The sequence below is a fragment of the Bacillus sp. 1NLA3E genome, from assembly GCF_000242895.2.
Lineage (GTDB): Bacteria > Bacillota > Bacilli > Bacillales > Cytobacillaceae > Bacillus_BU.
This window is the reverse complement of sequence record NC_021171.1, coordinates 4,424,103-4,444,355: the sequence shown is the minus strand read 5'-3', so window position 1 is coordinate 4,444,355 and position 20,253 is coordinate 4,424,103. Positions and strand designations below refer to the sequence as shown.

The following is a 20,253-nucleotide window of genomic DNA, read 5'->3' as shown; positions in this document are numbered from 1 at the left end:
AAAAAATAGTCTTTTTTCATTTGTGATCTAAATTTGAAACATCTTATTTCCTATTATTTCATGGCTCAACTTAATTAAAAGGTTAATGTAACGTCAGCATCTTTAGCAAACTCTAAAAATGTTACGGCTCCACCTACATCAATTCCATCCACAAATGCATCTTTTTCTAATCCCATAATATCCATTGTCATTTGGCAACCTATAAATCTAACACCCATTTCTTGAGCCATTGCAACCATTTCAGGAATGGCAGGTACGTTTTCCTTTGCAAAGCCTTCTGCAAAATGCTCTTTTCCTTCTGGCATTGGAAGATGTTGATTCGCCTCTTTATGAATGAGGTTTAGGCCTTCAAATGTGAAAAATATTGCTACTTCTTGATCCATTGCAGCAGCAGCTGTCGCAATATTAACCACTTTATATGCATCAAATAATCCACCATTACTAGCAATAATCGCTACTTTGTTACTCATTATTCATTCCTCCAATATATTTTTATATTATATTTTGAGTTAATTTTTCACAAACCTATCTATTTATACCCGTTGTTTTTCCAGTCCATTGACTCATGCCTGGAACCACATTTATTACATTAGTAAATCCATTTTCTGTTAACTTTTGGGCTGCAAAATCACTACGATTTCCTGCACGACATACAATAAAAATTTCATCCTCTTTGCTTAATTCATTTATACGGTCATCTAATTCACCCAAAGGAATAGAGATTGCATTTGGAATATGATTAAATGTGTATTCTGCAGCTTCTCGTACATCTAGAACAACTACACTATTAACATTTGTTTGTAGCTTCTTTTCGAGTTCTTCATTACTCGTCACATTGGGATGTTTTCTCTCAAATGCTTCATCATTAGCTGACTTTCTTATATAATGTTTTAATACATTTCCTTCTTCAAGCATACCGAGATATTGATGACCTGAACTTTTAGACCACGCTTGCATGTCAGCTTTAGACCCTTTATCTGTTGCTAATACTTCTAAAACTTGACCTGCTTCTAAATCATTCATAGCCCTCTTTGTTTTTACAATCGGCATCGGGCATGCTAATCCTTTTGTATCTAGTACAAGATTTGTTTTTAATGATTCCATGTTTAAATTTCCACCTTTTCAATTACCTGTATGGGTATATATATTTTTAAAAAAATTACTCCATTTCGCCTTCCCAAGCAAGTATACCACCGGTCATGTTGGTGACATGATAACCATTACTTTGAAGGAAATTCGAAGCACGACCACTTCGAGCACCTGAACGACAAACCATGATATATTCTTTTGATTTATCTAATTCATGTATATAAGACTCAATTAACCCCAATGGGATGTTTACGGCTCCTGGAATTTTTCCTGTGGCCACTTCAGCTAGTTCACGGACATCAATAATATTGACAGGCTTACCTTCATTTAATAATAACTCCACTTCTTTTGCCGTTATTTCTTGCATTTGTACAGTCCTCCTTATCGTTTTATTATGACCAATTCGTCATGGACAAGATGGGCTTTCAAAATTATGTGTATACCCATACGGGTATATTAACAGAGTGGGAAATGAAGTGTCAACTAGAAGACAAATTATTTTGAATTTTATTTTTTTCCAGATCCTGTCACTACTCGTAATAACCCTTGAGGAATGAGTAACGTAGTATGAAAGGAAAATAGAGGAGAAGTGCAAGTACATATGCGAAAGAGAGTTGAAATTGTTTTCAAAGGAAAAAGGTGGAGCTTTAGCTTAAGTAGTCGTGTTTTCGTGGAGAAACATGTGAAATATCCTAACAATCAGCAGACTAAAGCATTTAAGCTTTAATATTCTTAGTTATATCAACGTATATCGAATTATAACCCGTCAAATAGCATAGAAAATAGTACACAATAACAATAGTCATCTCGTGAATTTGTATGCTAAAAGTGATGCTAGTGTGGCACCTGAGCGGACATATTCCGTTATTTGAATCAAAAATGGTGTTTTCACCTTTTATCGGACATGCGTTCCCCTATTTAGCTTAAAGGTTCCTCAGTTGCTTGGTTTTTTAGCAAATAACGAACTCATTGTCCGGGAATTTTCCCAAAATAGCGTTTATTATTAAAATAGCGAACTCAATGTCCGGAAAAAATGATATGAATGAAATCTTATAGAAAGCACAAAAAACGCATAGATCTGATTATTATCCATGCGTTTATTTGTACTATTTATTTTGCTATTCTTACTGAAATATACGTTTTTTCGTTTTCTCCAAGTATCGGAATTACTTAGCTTTAGCTCATACCTTTTTTTGGCGTATCTTGTGCAGGAAAAAACCTAGAATAAAAAGGTTCCTGACACCATAAAACTCCGTTTCATTCATTTTAATGTTCTCTTTCACTGGAAAAATGCAATTAGATCATCTACGAGTCATCGGAAATAATTTTTTCCTAACCACAAATTCCTCCAATCTTACTTTTTAGGATTCATTTATTGTCTTTTCAGTTGATGTAATTTGGGTTTGGAATAAAATCAGCTTAATTCAAAATATGCTGAATATTATTAATTTATATAATAATTGAATTATCAAAAAAATAAAAGCGAAATGCTCATAGTTCTTTCGACCTATTTTTGTTTTTGTGTAGAACCTTTCTTTTTCATAGAAATTGTCGTAACTTTTTCTAATTAAGGGGAAATATTCATGATTTGTTTGTTATAAATGATTAAACATGATTGTAAAGGAGAACTAATATGTATTTTGAATTCCTGCTAGACGCAATATTGGGTCCGCGAGAAGTATTACACGAATTGGAATGTTCGGTGTGTGGTTTTTTGAAATATATTACCAAGACTCAATTACAAAGGAGACTATTGGAAGGGCGTGTGAACAATGTAACTTTGTTCAAAGGTTCGATTTTGAAAGTCGTGCATAACGAAGGGAACGGAAGGGAGGTTGAAAGGTTCTTACTCAGTGCCCTCGAGTGGAGGGGGATTTAGCTGAAAATTTTCTTTCTAGGCATGCTCCAAATTTTAATGTAGGTAGAGCCTTCACTTGATCTAAATATTCTTACTCCTAAAAATTTCAATGGTGTGAATATTTCCTTCATATATACTAGCGGCATATTTCCATCTCTTTCCAAAAAAAAGTTAAATTTACTTTAACCCATTGTTAGAATTAAATGAATATATAGTTTTCGATAGGATTCGACAATGATAATGGAACTATTTTTTTATTATTATATTCATATATAAACGATGGTCCGCTCATTTCCCATGCCAAAGGGTTAGGAATTAATTCCTAACCCTCTGGATATCTGTATTTATTTTTCCATAAGCCATTTTGTAACGATTTGAGACTCTTCATCTGTTAATAACTTGCCAGGCATCATATTAACTCCATCTTTAATAATTTTCTGGACCTGTTCTTCGGAATATTTACTGCTAAGGTTTAAAAGTGGCGGTCCAGATATCCCCTTTAAGTCAGTTCCATGACATGATGCACAACTCCTGTTATAGAGTGATTCTCCATCCATGCTTGTTTCTTTTTGTTCCGAAGAACAGCCGGTTAGTAATAATAGTGATAGTGCAAAAACAGTCCAAAGTTTCTTCATGATGTTTCCTCCGTTGTGTGTTTTGTTTTTTTTCGATAGGTTGTTGCGGGATCTAATATTATCAAATTTATTATGAGCATAGCTAAGAAAAATTAACTCCTGCTAAACCAATGATTAAAATATCCTTAACATATTAGAAAAACCATTTCAAAATAATGATACAACCATAATTATAAAATGAAAAAAGTTATAAATGGGTGTTGTACCTTGAAAATTCTTGGAACATTTTTCTTTTAGCAGTCGTTTCAAACAAGAAGAAGATAGATTTAATATAATTTTCATAAATGTTTAAAATATTATGTTAATTATCATTTATAATGAAGCATAAGGGGGTCAGCTTGCGCACGGGAAGCTTATTTCCTTGATTTGTGAATTATTTCACAATGGAAAATGTTTGCGGGAATTCTGGCATGAGGTGAAGGCTGAGAAAATATCCGGTTAGACAAAATAAATGGACGTACATACTGGTTTATTTTAATAAAAAAGGTGGGAATAAGAGCGATTAATCATTGCTCTCATATGAAGGAGGGTTTAGGATGGATGAATTTAAGTTCGATAGGGTACTAGAGCCAATTAGGATTGGGTCGATGGAACTGAGAAACAGATTTGTCATGCCTCCGATGGTTACGAATTATGCTGCTTGCGATGGTGCTGTGACGGAACGGTTGATGCGTTATCATGAGACGAGAGCGAAGGGTGGGGTGGGTTTAATTGTTGTTGAGGCGATTTATGTGCATCAGAGTGGGAAGGGTTTTAGTAATCAGTTAGGTATTCATCGGGATGAGTTGGTTCCGGGGTTGCTGGGATTAACGGATGCGGTTCATCGCCATGGGGCTAAGGTTGCGGCTCAGTTGTTTCATGCTGGGAGACAAACGACGTCGGATGTTTCGGGTGTGAGGGTGGTGGCACCTTCACCGGTTCCTTGTCCGGTGAAGCAGGAGATGCCTTGGCAGTTAGCGGTTTGGGAAATTAAGGAGTTGGTTTGGCATTTTAGGCAGTCAGCACGGCGGGCGAAGGAGGCAGGGTTTGATGCGGTTGAGATTCATGGTGCTCATGGATACTTATTAAATCAATTCTTGTCACCATACAGTAATAAACGGACGGATGAGTATGGTGGAACCTTTGAAAATCGGATGAGGTTCCCGTTAGAGGTGCTTAGGAGTGTGAGGGAAGAGGTCGGGGTGGATTTCCCGATTATTTATCGGATCAGTGCTGACGAATTTGTTCCTGGCGGACTTACGATTGAGGATACGATGATGTTTGCTCGCAGATTGGTGGAGGAAGGTATTGATGCGATTCACGTTTCTGGCGGGGTTTATGGGTCAGCGCCGATGATTATTCAGCCGGCGGCGATTCCTCAAGGTGTTTATGTGGAAAATGCAGCAACGATTAAGAAGGCTATTGATGGTGCGGTGCCTGTGATTGTTGTTGGTCGGATTAAGGATGCGAGTATGGCGGAACAAATTATTCGTGAGGGCAAAGCGGATCTTGTTGCAATGGGCAGGGCATTGCTGGGGGATCCAGATTTGCCAAGAAAAGTGGCGGAAGGAAAGTTTGCGGAGATTAGAAAGTGTATTGGTTGCAACCAGGGTTGTATTGATCGATTGTTCCAGGATGTGGATATTGCCTGCATGATTAATCCGTTAACAGGTCATGAAATGGAATTTGATATGGATGCACCTGTCGATAAGAAGAAGGTTCTAGTTGTTGGTGGTGGGCCTGCTGGATTGGAAGCAACGTGGATGGCCGATTTGCGGGGGCATGAAACGATTCTTTATGAAAAGGAAGCAGAATTAGGTGGGCAATTGCGGCTTGCGGCTAAACCTCCATATAAAGAAGAAATCAATGATTTGTTGGCACATTTGATTCATAAGGTTGAGAATTCGGGAGCTGTGATTGTTAAAGGGATGGAAATTGACCTAACGAAAGTTCGGGGAAATCATCCAGATTTCGTCATTTTGGCGACAGGATCTGAGGCTACTATGCCAAATATTCCTGGGATTTATCAGAGAAATGTTGTATCGGGTCATAATGTCCTTAAGGGCACGGTACCAGTGGGACAAAAGGTAGTGGTGATAGGCGGTGGGATGGTTGGTTGTGAAACAGCCGAATATCTTGCTGATCGTGGCAAACATGTTACGGTAGTCGAAATGCTTGATGATGTAGGTTTAGATATCGGTGCTTTAACTCGTGGTTTGTTAATCAATCGTTTGGTTGAGAAGAAGGTTTCGATTTTAACAAAGAGCAGGGTTAGTGAAATAGTTGGTGAGCGAGTAAAAATTGAAAAAGAGGACGGAAATGTTGTTATATCAGGTGTTGACTCGGTCGTAGTTGCAGTTGGTTCGAGGTCTATGGATCGTTTGGCTGAGGAGATTCGGGGTGCAGGTATTCCGGTTTATGTGATTGGAGACGCTTTGAAACCTCGAAAGATTTATGAAGCTATTCACGAGGGATTTAGAGTTGGTTATGAGGTTGGTTTAGTGGATTTGAAAAATAGAGTGCCTGTTTTGAGGTAGGCAAGAGGGCGGTTCCAGGAGTTTCTGGGACTGCTCGTTTTTTGTCGAAGCCTTCGAAGTCTGTCGAACGATTTGAAGTCTGGTCCTCTATTGTTTTGGAATTATCTGTGTTATTGTAAGGTGGAATTGTTCGAATAGTCCAATAAATAATGACGAAAGGGGCCAAGATAATTACTTAGACTGTTATGATTTGTAATGTTGGATTATTGTGCTGAAGTGAAGGCAACTGTTCGGACGTAGGTGTTGTTAGGGGTCTGTGTTTGTTGGTTTGCCGGAGCGATTGATTATCGAATGAAAAGACTAAGGTTTGAATTGCACTAGAGGAACAAAACGGTGATTACATACATAGAAGATGGCTATGAATTGATCTTTCTTCACCAGATCTTGGCTGGTGATGGCTGTTTGCATGCGTTTGGACGACTGGTGTAATAGTAGGTTAGTAGGGTTTGAGAATGGGTTTACTATAAAAAACATGATAGGGGAGTTATATATATGGTTAAAGAAGTTGTGATTGTGAGTGCTGTTAGAACAGCAGTTGGAAGTTTCATGGGAAGTTTAAGTGGCGTTAAAGCTACTGATCTAGGCGGAATTGTTATTAAGGAAGCACTAGCTCGCGCTGGCGTTAAACCTAACCAAGTTGATGAAGTAATCATGGGAAATGTTTTACAAGCAGGTTTAGGACAAAACCCAGCTCGCCAAGCTGCTTTAGCTGCTGAATTACCAATTGAAGTTCCATCAATGACAATTAATAAATTATGTGGATCTGGATTGAAATCTGTACATTTGGCTACTCAAGCCATCATTGCTGGTGACGCTGAAATTGTTGTAGCTGGTGGAATGGAAAACATGAGCAGAGCTCCTTATATTTTAGAAAATGCACGTGCTGGCTTTAAAATGGGAAATCAACCATTAGAAGATACTTTGCTTCACGATGGTTTAAATTGTGCGATTAATGGTTACCATATGGGAATTACCGCTGAAAATCTAGTTGATAAATATGACCTTACTAGAGAAGAGCAAGACCAATTTTCTGCATGGAGTCAAGAAAAAACTCAAGCAGCGATTAATTCTGGTCGCTTTGAAGCTGAGATTGTTCCTGTTGAAATTAAAGGTAGAAAAGGTCAAGTCACTGTATTTGCACAAGATGAATTCCCACGTGCGGGTACAACTGCTGAAAGCCTTGGAAAACTTCGTCCTGCATTCAAAAAGGATGGTACGGTTACAGCTGGGAACGCTTCAGGCGTAAACGATGGAGCTGCAGCTGTTGTTGTGATGAGCCGTGAAAAAGCTGATCAATTAGGAATTAAACCATTAGTAAGTATCCGTGCCAATGCAAACGCTGGTGTTGATCCGGCTATTATGGGAATTGGTCCAGTTGCTGCAGTGAAAAAGGTTCTTGAAAAAGGCGCAGTTTCATTAGAAGATATTGATTTAATTGAAGCTAACGAAGCATTTGCTGCTCAATCTCTTGCTGTAGGTAAAGAGCTTGGTTTTGATAACGATAAATTAAACGTGAATGGTGGAGCGATTTCTATTGGACATCCAATCGGAAATAGTGGAGCTCGTATTCTCGTAACATTAATTCATGAAATGCAAAAACGTCAATCTAAGCTTGGTTTAGCTACATTATGTATTGGTGGCGGTCAAGGTGTTGCTACAATCGTTGAAGGTATTAACGAGTAATTAAGGTATTTTGGTGTTAGTTGCCCCTTTAATTTTCCGAATTTTTGTGTTTGGTAGATTATTCTGATGCCATATTTTTATAAAAGAAATACAGAAGCCGATGACATTTTGTCATCGGCTTTTATACTGCCTTATATTTTGAATAAATTTCGGTGCTTAAGGTCCAGAAGGTTGATGGAGACTTTTAGGAATTGAAAAGTGAATCTGGTGGAAAATAAACTCTTCCCTTATTTGCGCCTGAATACGGTAAATTCATTGCAGAAAGTAAGTATCTGGAAAGTGTAGGTGAGGAAAACTGAAGGAAGGAGCAACATTGGCTGTTCGTCATTTTGGAATCAACCAATAGGAAATAATCATGAACAGCCTGGACGTAAGCATTTTTAGTGTAGACACCGCAATTTTGGCACAACCATGAACCTTTGTGGCGGATCATTAGGTATGTTAAACATTTTGGACATTGAATACCGGTTTTAAGTTCTTCGGGTGAAATTCCGTAATATTTTAATACATCGAAGTTTTTGGGTGTGTGGTGTTTGATAAGGAACCGGGACAGTTTCTTTATGTCTTTTAAAGTGAGAAATTGCTTATTGTGAGTTTGCCAGAGTGTCTCTATTTTATCAGGTATCTGGTGGGCGAAGAAGACCTTTTGATATACACGAGGATTTTCTTTTTCGGATTTTATGATTGTAGTGGGATGGCTAATGGCAACGAGATATTCGAGGGGGATCTGGCTGGGATGCCATTTCTCAAAGAGCTTGCTAAGTTGGAGTTTTTGCCGTTTTACTTGTGCGATTGGATCCTGGAATCCTGTTTCGTTACCATCGAGTATACGAATTAATTGTTGGAATTGATTTTCAAAAAATAAGGTACCAATTATGTTTTTAACCTCTGTGTTTACGCCGAAATTTGTGGAAAAGATTAAGGAGTCAATTTGGAAGAAGGTTTGACCGAAGGGGAGGCGGAGATCATTTAAAATGAAATATTTATCATGGGGCAGGAAACCTAAATGGTAGTCTAACATTTTTTCTCCTCGGTATCCAGCCCATCTTTTTGCTAGATTTTCTTCAATTTTGGGCCTTCTAGGATCATTTTTTTCTATTCTTCTCAATAATGCCTCTTCCTTTTTGATTTCAATCGGGAGAGGACGTTCCTTAAGTATCAAATCTATCAACTCCTTGTTTTTTTTTGGAAAAATCACCCTAGGGAGTTCTCCAAAAATAGCATATCAAGAAAAATATCAGGATATCAAGGAAAATTCTAATATATCAAAAATTTTTAGTGATATATCGAGAAAAAAATCAATATATCAAGAATTTCCACCCATATATCGAGAATTCGACAAAAACCTACTCTTTCCGCCAGCAACACCACCACACAAAAAAAGGACCAGGTAAAAAACTGGTCCAACGGATGTTGTTCATTAATCCGTAATGAATTTATATCTTAACACGGCCGCAAGTCCGGCACCATGCTGAAATTCTCCTTTAATGATTAAGGTCTTCAATTCCTCCATGCTTAGTTCATGGACTTCAATTTGCTCGCAACTTTCTAAACTTTGCTTCGTAGCCGTTAAGCCAGCTGCTGCAAATAGAAATATTTCCTCACTTGTCGAGCCTGGAGACGGATAAAAGCTTCCCAATTCAAGCCATTGTTCGGCGGTATAGCCTGTCTCTTCTTCGAGTTCTCGTTTGGCAGTTTCAAGCGGGGCACTGTCTTCTGAATCAATCATCCCAGCCGGAAGTTCCCATTGCCATTTTTTCAAGGAATGGCGATATTGTTTTAAACATAATACTTTGTGATCCTCAGTGATCGGCAGGACACAGACTCCTTTGGCAAAATCCAAATAAGAAAAAGTTTTTTCTTCGCCGTTAGGAAGAATGACCTCGTCAATCGTAATTCCAAACCGATCCACAGTTTCCTTAATCGAGCTTTTTATCTTCCAAACCATTCAGTTCACCTCATCAATGTGTTGAAGGGCCGACTAACTGACCCTGCGGTAAGCTTATTTTATCTTATTTTGGCAAATAAACGAAAGTTTTTTGTGCTGAGTGGAGACTGATGGGGCCACTTCGTAATTTATATTTTAAAAAAAGTCATTCGTCATAAACAATTCGGAAATTACTGGAGCATTTTGTCAATAAATAGTAGAAAATAGAATAGTATTCAAAAAAAGGAGGCACACAGATGAAAGGTTATCTATCATTATTTTTAGGTAGTTTGATTGTTGTGTTTATGCTCGTTTCTCCAGGGAATGCTGTACAAGCAGCAGAAAAAGTATCAGATCCACCACATGAAAATTGTGATTGTCCTGTGACACCTATATTGGGAGCAGAAGGAAACAAATGGGTGTCTGTCTTATTAACAGGTGAAGAATTTAAGAATAAAAAAATGGAATTAAAAGAAGATGGATATAAGTGGAATGGTGCAAACGAAATCGAGGTTGTTCGGTGGAATTCAAATGGAATGATTTTAGCGAGGGCTCCTTTTGTAAATGAAGAAGGGATTATTGAATATGCTGGCTTCCTTTATCTTGATGGGGTATTCCAATTCGGTGGCATTGCTCCGGATACGGAAGGACACGAATAGGGTTGGAGCCTGGAACTATTAAATAAGAAATGGAAGTATCTAAGACAATAGATACTTCCATTTTTTTATATTTTCTCCACGCTCACTCGTCCTGAAAAGAAGGTTGCTCCTCCACCCATATCGGCCAGGCGGTCTGGTGTCAGTGAGTTTACCCGCTGTTTTTTGTCGCCCCAGAGTCCTTGGGTGGCTACTACTCCAGCTAGAACCGTATCACCAACAGCTACTTTTAACTCGATCTCGCCACGATTGTTCCAAACTCTAACCAAATCGCCATCAGCAATTTCTCGTACTCTAGCATCTTCATGATTCATGTGCAATTTTGGTTCTTTTTCAAGTGTTTGGTGTTTGTGATTATTTGAAAATGTTGAGTTTAGGAAATTATGATTAGGTGCTGCGACAAACATAAATGGAAAATCACCATCGTTTACTAACGGGATATAGGTTGGTAATGGCGGATACCCGTCCAGTTTCATTTTCGCAGAATACAGCTCAATTTTTCCACTTGATGTTGGGAGTTTACCCGGGAACAATGGTTTCACAGCAGCTTTCATATATTGGTGTTGGACCAAAGCCTCATAACTAATTCCTTCTATATAAAGGTTGCTAGGATTTTCAAGCGATCGAGCGATCATTTCTGCTTCTGTCTCTTGAAAAGCGGCATCCTCGAAGCCCATCTCCACAGCAAGCAATCGGAACACTTCGACATTTGACTTTGCTTCACCGTATCGTTCGATGACGGGCTCTTGTATTTGCATATAATGGTGCCAGTAAGAAGCATAAAAATCGGTGTTTTCAAAGGCTGAAGTGGCCGGAAGAATAATATCGGCGTATTTGGCTGTTTCTGTTAAAAATAAATCATGAACGACGATGAACAAATCATCACGCTCTAGGCCTTGTCTGACTTTATTACCGTCTGGAGCCACAACGGCAGGGTTGCTGCTATAGACGTAAAGCGACTTTACGGGTGGATCTAATGAAAGCAAAGTTTCGCCAAGTAAATTCATGTTAATCAGACGAGTTGCTTTATTTTGCAAAAGGTCGGGACGCTGTAAGTACTCGGAATTGTATGCTAAATAACCGGAATTCCCTTTGATGGCACCGCCACCCTTGACCAGCCATTGTCCTGTTAAGGCCGGAAGACAGGAAATGGTGCGGATGCACATGCCGCCATTATCATGGTGCTGCGGTCCGTTGCCAATTCGAATATAAGCAGGCGAAGTGTTTCCGTACAAACGTGCCAACTTATAGATATCTTCCACTGGCACACCCGTGATGTCAGAAACGGTGGCGGGATCGTATTGGACCACATGCTCTCGCAATTCTTCGTGTCCAACGGTATATTGTTGTAAGAAAGCTTCATCGACCATGTTTTCGGCAAATAAGATGTGCATCAGACCGAGAGCGAGTGCACTATCTGTCCCTGGTAAAATGGGGATAAACCAGTCTGCGAACTTAGCTGTTTGATTTTTATGAACATCGATGACGACAATCTTGGCGCCATTTTGTTTGCGGGCCTTTTGAGCAAACGCCACTTGATGCATGTTTGTGCTCGCGGCATTAATGCCCCAAAAAATGATTAGTTTTGAATAAATGGTGTCTTCGGGGTCGATTCCGAAACTGCCACCCATCGTGTATTTATAGCCAACACCTCCGGCTTCTGAACAGATGGTTCGATCAAGCTGTGAAGCACCTAGGCGATGAAAGAAGCGCCGATCCATTCCTTCGGCCGTGAGATTTCCCATGTTGCCATAGAAGCTATATGGAAGAATGCTTTCTGGACCATCCGTTTGAATGAGGTTTTTCCAGTGGGAGGTAATCGTCTCGATAGCCTCGTCCCAGCTAATCCGCTCAAAGTTATTAGATCCTTTGGGACCTGTCCGCTTGAGTGGGTATTTTAATCGATTTTCATCATAAATCCGCTCCGCCATATTTCGGACTTTGTTGCAGATACTTCCCTGCGTAACCGGATGATTGGGATCACCCTCAATCTTTACTATTTTCCCATTGAGCTTATGAATTAGTAAACCGCACTGATCTGGACAATCAAGTGAGCATACTGAGTGAAAAATACCGTTTTGAGTATGCATATGAAGTTTCCTTTCGGAGGTGGTGCCTGTCACCACCTGAGGTTTGTGGAAGATTCTCAGTTTACTATATTTTAATACATTTTAGGCGAGAAGAAAAAACAAAATGCATGATAGGGTTTGTGGTAAAGCTTGTTTATTAAAAGGAATTAGTGGGGATAATTGTCTTAAGTGCTTAATTTTGAGGTGTGATGTTCTTGAGAGTTGATTATATTGTCCTTATTTCTGTATGGTGTGTCACGATCCTTGGACTTTTGTATTTTGTTCCACGAAATAAAATCCGGGAAGCTATTGCCATATTTCTCTTCAAACAGTCCTTGACCTGGTTATTCGGTTTGATGGTGGTTCAGTTAGGATTGATTGAATATCCGGTTCGTGAATTTCCGAAGGCGAGTCATACTAGTTTTTCATTTGAATACTTTATCTACCCGGCTACTTGTGTGGTGTTTAATTTGCATTTTCCGGTGCACAAAAGCTTGGTGCATAAAATTGGATGGTTTCTGTTTTTTCCAACCTGGATGACGATTTTGGAAGTATTGATTGCTCAGAACACCGAGTTGATCCACTACATACATTGGGCCTGGTACTGGAGCTGGATTACTTTGTTTTTGACATTTTTATTCTCGTTTATATATTATCGTTGGTTCTTTAAAATTAAGCCTGGTTCACCAGTATCTTCCTAAAAAAACAAGCTGATTTTTTATGAATTCAGCTTGTTTTTGTTTAGCTTAGATGACAGGTCCGCGGCTATTTCCATGTGTCGATGCTGCATTTATTTGAATCACCGGGCAACTTGTGCGACGAGCTCCTGGAGTGAAGTATTAGCAAGTTGGTGTTTTCCACTACATAATTTGGTTATTTTTATCCAATGAATTGAGTCAACTCTTTGTTGAATTTATTGCGTTCCTCCCAGAATGGTCCGTGACCACTGTATTTAAATGAAACAAGTTTTGAGTTTCTAATACCCTGATTAACAGTATGAGCGTAAGAGAATGGAATCACTTTGTCGTGTATTCCATGGATGATTAACGTAGGCTGGTTTATTTTCCCAAGGTCAGGGAGTACGGTTTCATCTCTAAGGGAGATGATCGTTTTAATGGTGGACCAACCGGCCGCTTGTAGTCCCATATGAAAAAAATATTCTGAGAAGGGGCTGTTGATATATTGAAAGAAAAAGATATCTCCCACACCCCGCAGCATTTTGGGGCGATCGTGAGTGGCCTCAGCAAGGAGCGAATGTGCGGTTTCCTTCGTAAAACCAGTCGGGGCAGCGGCATCTACTAGGACAAGCTTAGCAACACCAAATCCGTTATGGCGGGCGATATATCTGATTGAAATGGCACCACCCATTGAGTGACCAACAAGGGTAATGTTTTGTAATTGCAGGGTTTGAATGACGGCTAGAATGTCATCGCTGATGCGGTCGTAGCTGTAATCACCCCAAGGCTTATCAGACTTCCCGAACCCTCTAATATCAATGGCTATACAGCGATAACCCATGTTCGGAAGTGAATTAAACTGGTATTCAAACAGTTGATGATTGAGCGGCCATCCATGGATAAACAAGATGGTCTTCGCACCATTGGGATGAATATCTTCTACATAAATATTTACCTCTTGTTCTACTTGAATAAAATAGCCCACAGGACCTCCCCCTAAAGTAATACTTTTCTCTTAAAAGTTATTCCAATAGTGCTTGTCGAATAACTTTTAAGAAAAAATATTCCTGGAAAGGAATGTTTGTGGGGAAAGGAACATATCATATGTCCTCATTTTCTGAGTCTAATTTTTGGAGCAAGTTAATTAATTGATCCTCTTCCTCGGATGTTAGGCGATGAATCAGCTGTTTGTTAGCGTTTTTTAAAATATTTTGGAGGATTGGATGCATGTCTACTGCTTTTTGGGTAGGATACAAACGATAAGAACGGCGATCCTTCTCATCTACTTTCCGTTCAATATAGCCAGCGATCTCTAATTGCTTAACGTTCCGAGCAGTGGTGGCTTTATCAAATCTCAAATCTGTTGTCAGTTGGTCCTGGTTTATTCCTGGACGTAGGAGAATTTCCTTCAAAAAGCTATGTTGCCCACCACCACCGATTTGATAGGGTTTTAATTCTTTGGTTAAGTTCTTTTGGTTTTGGCGACTGATCAGGGAAATTAACTTGCCAATTGGTTTTCTTTGCATATTCAGGCTCCTTTTTTTGTAACCTAATGAAAAAATTGTAACGTAAATTAGTTGCGTACGCAACTAAAATAGAGTAGACTTGTTATGACAAAATAGTTGCGTGCGCAACTAATAATCGTAAAAATGAGGTGTTGTTTTTGAATCCGCACTACAAATCGTATCAAGATGATCCTAATATTCAAAAGAAGCGTTGGTCTATTTTGATCATCTTAAATCTTTTTATATTCATGTCTACTCTGGATGGAAGTATTGTAAATATCGCTTTACCCATGATCACCAAAAATCTTCATATCCAAATCGCTCAAGCACAATGGATCGTAACGAGTTATTTAATTGCAATTTGCACTTTTATTCTCTTTTTCGGCAAATTAGGAGATATTTTCGGGAAAATAAAGATTTTTAAATTGGGTACAGTCATTTTCATCATTGGCTCACTGTTATGTGGATTGAGCTCAACCTTGCCGATGCTAATCATTTTCCGAAGCTTTCAGGCAATCGGGGCTTCCATGACTATGGCCAACAGTTCAGGGATTGTAACCGATATTTTCCCACCGCGAGAACGAGGTAGGGCGTTGGGGCTCGTTGGAACGTTTGTATCGCTAGGAAGTATTGCCGGTCCTAGTCTTGGGGGGGTAATTCTATCGGCCCTAGGGTGGGAGTATATTTTCTTGGTCAATATTCCGATTGGATTGATTGCGATTACAATTGGCTGGAGGCTGTTACCGAAGGATATCGCATTCCTGAAAGTGAAAATAGACTACCAGGGTAGTTTGTTGTTTGCGGTCTTCATTATTGCGTTGTTTTCAGGGCTTTTATTGGGGCAGCAGGCCGGTTTTGAAGATATCCGTATTTTGCTAGCTTTTGCAGTCGCTTTGGTTACTTTTGTGGTGTTTTTGTGGGTGGAGTCACATAAGCCGGAACCCATGCTACACCTAGACTTATTCAAGAATCCACTATTTTCATTGAGTATCTTAACTGGATTTCTCGTGTTCGTGGCCAACTTTTGCTTTAATATTATTTCACCATTTTACACGCAAAATATCTTGCAGTTATCTCCGGCAAGCGCGGGGTTTTTGTTAATGTTATTTCCGATTACAATGGCCATTGTTGCTCCGTTTAGTGGGGCGTTATCAGATAAAATCGGCTCTGAGCTGCTGACTTTTGTCGGTTTGATTGTCATGGTGTTAGCGCAAATTGGCTTAGCGACGCTGCATAGCGGGAGTTCGATAACGTTTGTTGGTTTGTTGGTGGCGATGTTGGGGATGGGGAGCGGGTTATTCCAATCACCAAACAATTCATTGGTGATGTCAACTGTCCCGAGGTTTCAATTGGGGATTGCTGGTAGTGTTAATTCCCTTATTCGTAATGTGGGAATGGTGGTAGGGATTTCCGTAGCCACAACCACCTTATTCACGGTAATGAGCAACAAGGAAGGTTACCGTGTGACAGGGTTAATTCCCAATCGTCCCGATATCTTTTTAGAAGGAATGCATGTTGTTTTCATTGGTTCAGCCTCGATTTGTTTTGTCGCAGCAATGTTAACGGGTTGGCGCTTGTTAAAATCGAGAGTGGTGGTAAGTGACTGATAGTGAGCTGGCGCGTTAGCGTTCGTGTTTGTTAGTGCCAGAAGCATCACGATTGTTTATTAGTGTGGCTTTCACTGTTGTTGCTGTTGGATTGTGACAGGAATATGGCATCGGCAAATAAAAGTGCGAAACGGCAAATAAAATTATGGAATCGGCAAATAAAATCGAGATTCGGCAAATAAAGATGAATCAATATACCGGATTTTTACTCAAATACAGATAGAAGCTCAAAATCCACGGAAATGGCCAATATCCGTGGCTATTAGAACAGAAAGACGCCATTCTCGAGTAAAGAGAATGACGTCTTTTGTGGTTCTATTAACCTCGTTGAAAAAGTAAGTCCAATAGTGGTCTTTTACGTCTATCTACGATCCTGATGGTTTTAGCGATAATTTTTTCTTCATTTTCTCTTATCCAATTTTTCACTTCATTTTTCGTATGGCAATGAGTAAAGAAAGTTTCTCCACCTTTTCCAATTACATTAATCATAAATCTACAATTTGTGTTTCTCATATTTTCCACCTTTTAAATAAAGTCTCTTGAACTACCCCTCCTTAACACCCTTACGGGTTGTTTGAAGAAGGGGATTCCTAAGAACACCAGTGTATCCACCAGTTATTGATTAGGCGATCCCCGCAGTCCCTGCGGTTAGAAGTCTTAGGGCTTCGTTTTTAAGATTGATTCCTGCGTTAATATCTCGATTATGATAGGTATGACATTTAGGGCATTCCCATTCACGTAATCCGAGATTTTTAACCTCTTTGTTTTTGTAGCCACAACCAGAACAAAGCTGGCTACTAGCGAAGTTTTTTGAAACGGTTACCACTTGTCTGCTGCTCCATTTAGCTTTGTATTCGATCATACATTTGAATTGTGACCAAGATACTTCGCTGATTGCTTTAGCAAGATGGTGGTTCTTTAACATGTTCGATACGGACAAGTCTTCCATCCCAATAATGTCGTGGTTTTTGACAATCTTGGAAGAAATCTTGTCCAAATAATCTTTTCTTACGTTTACAATTTTTTCATGAATACATGCGACTTTTCTTTTGGCTTTATACCAGTTCGCACCACCTATCTTTCGTCTGCTCATAACTCTTTGCGCATGGACTAATTTTTCTTCTAATGAACGAAAAAACTTCGGATTAGGGTAAATCGTTCCATCCGAAAGAATAGCGAAATCTTTCAGTCCTACATCAATACCAATTGCTGAATTGGTTTTAAGTAATGCAATAACTTCCGATTCAGTAGCTAAAGAAACAAAATATTTACCAGAGGGGTTTCTTCTGATCGTGGCACTTATAATACGACCTTCGACTTCACGACTTTTTGCAAAACGGACGTACCCTAGTTTGGGGAGTTTGATGTGGTTGTCTATGATAGCTATATTTCCGTTTGTATACTTTGTTGAATAAGATTGCACTGGATTCTTTTTTGACTTAAAGCGTGGTTGTTTATTTTGCTTTTTGTAGTAGCGATCATAGGAATCAGCTAAATTTTCTACTGATTTTTGCAAAGCAATACTATCGACTTCTTTCAAAAATGAGTACTGTTTCTTCAGTTCAGGAAGCGATTTCACTGTTTCAAATTTGTTTAAGAATTTGCCTTTCCAGTTATTCGCTGTGAGCTGACCGTTTTGTCTCATTTCTTCGACGATATACCAGTAAGCATCTTTTTCTTTTTGTTTACCAAGAAAGAAATTGAAAACAAATCTTGAACAGCCAATGGTTTTGTTAATCTGTTCAATTTGTTTTTTATTTGGGTAGATGCGGAACTTGTAAGCCTTGTTTACTAGCATATATTTCACCTCGCCGTACAAGAACGTTTGTTCTTATTATAACACAAGGAAGAAAGTTTTGGCTATCGCCAACCGACATTCATCCCCTCCCTACTCATTGGGCTTCGCCCTTCACATTCCTTGAGGGAGGGGTATTCTGTCGGATGGATGATAAACTATACAATAACCAAATAAAAAATTCCACCACTTTTTGTCGCCTTTACATAAAAATTTAATTACAAATTTCGCACCACAAACCCCAACGCTATACCGCTGTACAGCACTGGGGGTCAGGCACCGCTTTAGGCTTTAAAGCGTTAATGCGCCGCCACTGGTCTGCTCTGTTAGTAGCCTTTTTGGTAGTTTACGAGATTTATGTTAGGTGTTTCGGTTTCGAGATAGCTTTTTAGGTTTGGAATGAGGATGTTTTCGATTAGCCGTTTTGTGTAATTTTCGGTAGCTCCGGCATGATGAGGAGTTACAATTACGTTTTCCATCTCCCACAGCGGGCTGGCAGTGTTTAACGGCTCTGTTTCAAATACATCTAGTCCGGCACCGGCGATTTCCTCCTCACGAAGGGCCTCGATTAGTTCTATTTCATTGACGATTTCCCCACGACCGATATTGATAAAGAATGAGGAGGGGGGCATCAACTTGAACTGTTCTTTTCCAAACAAATGATACGTTTCTTTTGTGAGCGGTAGGGTAACCACAACATAATCACAGCGTGGTAGGATCGCCTGCAAGTCATCGATGGTATACATTTCATCCACATAATCTGTAGTCCCACCAGAACGACGGACGCCAAGTACCGTCATACCAAAAGCCTTGGCAATTTTGGCCGTTTCTTTACCGATTGCCCCAACACCGATAATCCCAATTGTCTTTTCATGTATTTCAAGCTTCAACCCGGCATTGTCCCATTTCTTAGCGGCTTGGTTTTGCACAAATGTATGGATCTTTCTTGTTAAAGCGAGCATTAACGCAAAGATCGTCTCAGATATCGGATAAGCATGGACACCATTGGCACTGGTTAGATAGACGTTTCGCGCTTGGAAGCGGTCTAATGGATAGTTGTTTACCCCGGCGCTCCAGCTTTGGAACCAACGCAGCTTTGAATCGTCGGCCAGGAAATACTTCTCCATTCCACTAAACCAACCAGCTACGATTTCTGCTTCCTGGATATGTTCCTCCCAAGTCGTTTGCTCTCTACCTATAATTAGTTCCCATTCGGGAATCAATTCCTTAACCTTTTCGGCTAACTGCGGATCAATATTTCGAGCGATAATCATCTTTCTTTTTTGCAAAATGATTCACCTGACTTTCTTTCTTTTTGGCGCTGTTAAATTAGAATGTTGATTTCCGCTCCAGCCGCTTGGCTTTCCGCGGGGCGGGCGGTGAGCCTCCTCGGCGCTAAAGCGCCTGCGGGGTCTCACCTGTCCCGCTACTCCCGCAGGAGTCTTCGCGCCTTCCACTCCAATCAACATTGAGCTTTAACACAGCTTTCTTTTTTAAAAAATGGATATTTAGTGCACGTTATGGGGAAGGAAGACCTCCATCGGTGGCCGGTTCGAATCCCTAACGAGTGACATTTTTCACATCGGCCGATAAATTATCAGAAGCGGCCGATAAAAATTAAAAAGCGGCCGATAAATTTTCAAAAACGGTCGATAAAATCACCAAAACGGCCGATAAATCCCAACGAACCACAAAAACCAATTCAAACCCCAATCTGAATGACCAAAAAGGCTGCACTCAAACTCTTTTTTGAGCGTTGAGTACAGCCTTGGTTATTATTTTTTCACTTTAAGAATCACTTTTCGAACTTTTGTTACAGTATTACCTGTGTTGATACCGGTCATATGACCATCTTGTGGAAAACAAACTAACACATCGCCTTTGTTTAAAGAAACGGTAGAATGAACTTCGCCAGTAAAGAAAATGGCATCCTTTTCTTCATTATATGTTTCTTTTACGGTTAAACGATTAATTTGTTCATAGCCAACTTTTTCCGATCCTTCTAAAATATAATGAAGGTCGAGATACGTTTGGTGGCTTTCCCAGAAGCAATCTTCCACGCTATTAGTCTCGTATTCTGATAAGAAGAAAAACATTTCTTCATCAATGATATGTTTTCCAAGCTCGTAACTTGAAAAATCCTCTTCAGCCAAAAATTGAACAGCTCGTTGGATATTGGCTGGTTGAACGGTTGATTCAAGTAAATGGGTTAACTTATCTAGTATCATCTGAATTC

At 39.5% G+C, this 20,253-nt stretch carries 18 protein-coding genes; 5 read left to right on the top strand and 13 right to left on the bottom strand.

From position 1 onward, the window contains the following. Window positions 1–74: 74 nt before the first annotated feature. The 4 genes from B1NLA3E_RS21300 to B1NLA3E_RS21280 form a co-directional block, all read right to left on the bottom strand. On the bottom strand, window positions 75–470 hold the full coding sequence (locus tag B1NLA3E_RS21300; protein ID WP_015595886.1) for a DsrE/DsrF/DrsH-like family protein: 396 nt from the start codon (window positions 468–470) through the stop codon (window positions 75–77). Window positions 471–525: 55 nt separating this feature from the next. Next, window positions 526–1,104, bottom strand: coding sequence for a sulfurtransferase TusA family protein (locus tag B1NLA3E_RS21295; protein WP_015595885.1), 579 nt, complete (start codon window positions 1,102–1,104; stop codon window positions 526–528). Between the two features lie 55 nt (window positions 1,105–1,159). Then, the gene (locus B1NLA3E_RS21290) at window positions 1,160–1,456 is read right to left on the bottom strand and encodes a rhodanese-like domain-containing protein (RefSeq protein ID WP_015595884.1); all 297 of its coding nucleotides are present in this window, start codon (window positions 1,454–1,456) and stop codon (window positions 1,160–1,162) included. 1,835 nt (window positions 1,457–3,291) lie between these two features. Beyond that, the gene (locus B1NLA3E_RS21280; RefSeq protein WP_015595882.1) at window positions 3,292–3,582 is read right to left on the bottom strand and encodes a c-type cytochrome; all 291 of its coding nucleotides are present in this window, start codon (window positions 3,580–3,582) and stop codon (window positions 3,292–3,294) included. A 536-nt stretch (window positions 3,583–4,118) separates the two neighbouring features. On the opposite strand from B1NLA3E_RS21280, the gene B1NLA3E_RS21275 reads away from it, so the two are divergent. Next, a complete protein-coding gene (locus tag B1NLA3E_RS21275; protein WP_015595881.1) occupies window positions 4,119–6,098 on the top strand; it encodes an oxidoreductase in 1,980 nt (659 codons plus the stop codon). Between the two features lie 492 nt (window positions 6,099–6,590). Beyond that, entirely contained in the window at window positions 6,591–7,781 is a 1,191-nt protein-coding gene (locus B1NLA3E_RS21270; RefSeq protein WP_015595880.1) for an acetyl-CoA C-acetyltransferase, read from the top strand. Between the two features lie 184 nt (window positions 7,782–7,965). On the opposite strand, the gene B1NLA3E_RS21265 is transcribed toward B1NLA3E_RS21270, so the two are convergent. Together B1NLA3E_RS21265 and B1NLA3E_RS21255 are read right to left on the bottom strand one after the other, a co-directional pair. Next, window positions 7,966–8,943: a nuclease-related domain-containing protein gene (locus B1NLA3E_RS21265; RefSeq protein ID WP_144061524.1), complete on the bottom strand. Its 978-nt coding sequence runs from the start codon at window positions 8,941–8,943 to the stop codon at window positions 7,966–7,968. Window positions 8,944–9,201: 258 nt separating this feature from the next. Next, window positions 9,202–9,729 (bottom strand): NUDIX hydrolase, encoded by a 528-nt coding sequence (locus B1NLA3E_RS21255; RefSeq protein ID WP_015595878.1) that lies wholly within the window; start codon window positions 9,727–9,729, stop codon window positions 9,202–9,204. A 236-nt stretch (window positions 9,730–9,965) separates the two neighbouring features. On the opposite strand from B1NLA3E_RS21255, the gene B1NLA3E_RS21250 reads away from it, so the two are divergent. Continuing rightward, entirely contained in the window at window positions 9,966–10,367 is a 402-nt protein-coding gene (locus tag B1NLA3E_RS21250) for a hypothetical protein (protein ID WP_015595877.1), read from the top strand. Between the two features lie 65 nt (window positions 10,368–10,432). Here B1NLA3E_RS21250 and B1NLA3E_RS21245 read toward each other — a convergent pair whose 3' ends face one another. Next, the gene (locus tag B1NLA3E_RS21245; protein ID WP_041580769.1) at window positions 10,433–12,454 is read right to left on the bottom strand and encodes a molybdopterin oxidoreductase family protein; all 2,022 of its coding nucleotides are present in this window, start codon (window positions 12,452–12,454) and stop codon (window positions 10,433–10,435) included. Window positions 12,455–12,642: 188 nt separating this feature from the next. Here B1NLA3E_RS21245 and B1NLA3E_RS21240 point away from each other — a divergent pair, with 188 nt between their 5' ends. Next, window positions 12,643–13,134, top strand: coding sequence for a CBO0543 family protein (locus B1NLA3E_RS21240; RefSeq protein ID WP_015595875.1), 492 nt, complete (start codon window positions 12,643–12,645; stop codon window positions 13,132–13,134). Window positions 13,135–13,312: 178 nt separating this feature from the next. Here B1NLA3E_RS21240 and B1NLA3E_RS21235 read toward each other — a convergent pair whose 3' ends face one another. Together B1NLA3E_RS21235 and B1NLA3E_RS21230 are read right to left on the bottom strand one after the other, a co-directional pair. After that, window positions 13,313–14,095, bottom strand: a complete 783-nt coding sequence (locus B1NLA3E_RS21235) for an alpha/beta fold hydrolase (RefSeq protein ID WP_015595874.1) — start codon at window positions 14,093–14,095, stop codon at window positions 13,313–13,315. Between the two features lie 115 nt (window positions 14,096–14,210). After that, complete coding sequence (locus B1NLA3E_RS21230; protein ID WP_015595873.1) at window positions 14,211–14,636, bottom strand: MarR family winged helix-turn-helix transcriptional regulator; 426 nt, start codon at window positions 14,634–14,636, stop codon at window positions 14,211–14,213. Between the two features lie 128 nt (window positions 14,637–14,764). Here B1NLA3E_RS21230 and B1NLA3E_RS21225 point away from each other — a divergent pair, with 128 nt between their 5' ends. After that, window positions 14,765–16,222, top strand: a complete 1,458-nt coding sequence (locus B1NLA3E_RS21225) for an MFS transporter (RefSeq protein ID WP_015595872.1) — start codon at window positions 14,765–14,767, stop codon at window positions 16,220–16,222. 318 nt (window positions 16,223–16,540) lie between these two features. Here the strand turns inward: B1NLA3E_RS21225 and B1NLA3E_RS21220 are convergent, their stop codons facing one another. From B1NLA3E_RS21220 to B1NLA3E_RS21205, 4 genes are all read right to left on the bottom strand, one after another. Then, the gene (locus B1NLA3E_RS21220; RefSeq protein WP_041580768.1) at window positions 16,541–16,735 is read right to left on the bottom strand and encodes a hypothetical protein; all 195 of its coding nucleotides are present in this window, start codon (window positions 16,733–16,735) and stop codon (window positions 16,541–16,543) included. Between the two features lie 109 nt (window positions 16,736–16,844). Further along, window positions 16,845–18,020 carry an IS200/IS605 family element RNA-guided endonuclease TnpB gene (tnpB, locus tag B1NLA3E_RS21215; RefSeq protein ID WP_015595871.1) on the bottom strand — a complete coding sequence of 392 codons (1,176 nt, stop codon included), beginning with the start codon at window positions 18,018–18,020 and terminating at the stop codon, window positions 16,845–16,847. 323 nt (window positions 18,021–18,343) lie between these two features. Further along, window positions 18,344–19,306 carry a D-2-hydroxyacid dehydrogenase gene (locus B1NLA3E_RS21210; RefSeq protein WP_015595870.1) on the bottom strand — a complete coding sequence of 321 codons (963 nt, stop codon included), beginning with the start codon at window positions 19,304–19,306 and terminating at the stop codon, window positions 18,344–18,346. 486 nt (window positions 19,307–19,792) lie between these two features. Next, a complete protein-coding gene (locus B1NLA3E_RS21205; protein WP_015595869.1) occupies window positions 19,793–20,245 on the bottom strand; it encodes a YhcH/YjgK/YiaL family protein in 453 nt (150 codons plus the stop codon). Between the last annotated feature and the right edge of the window lie 8 nt (window positions 20,246–20,253).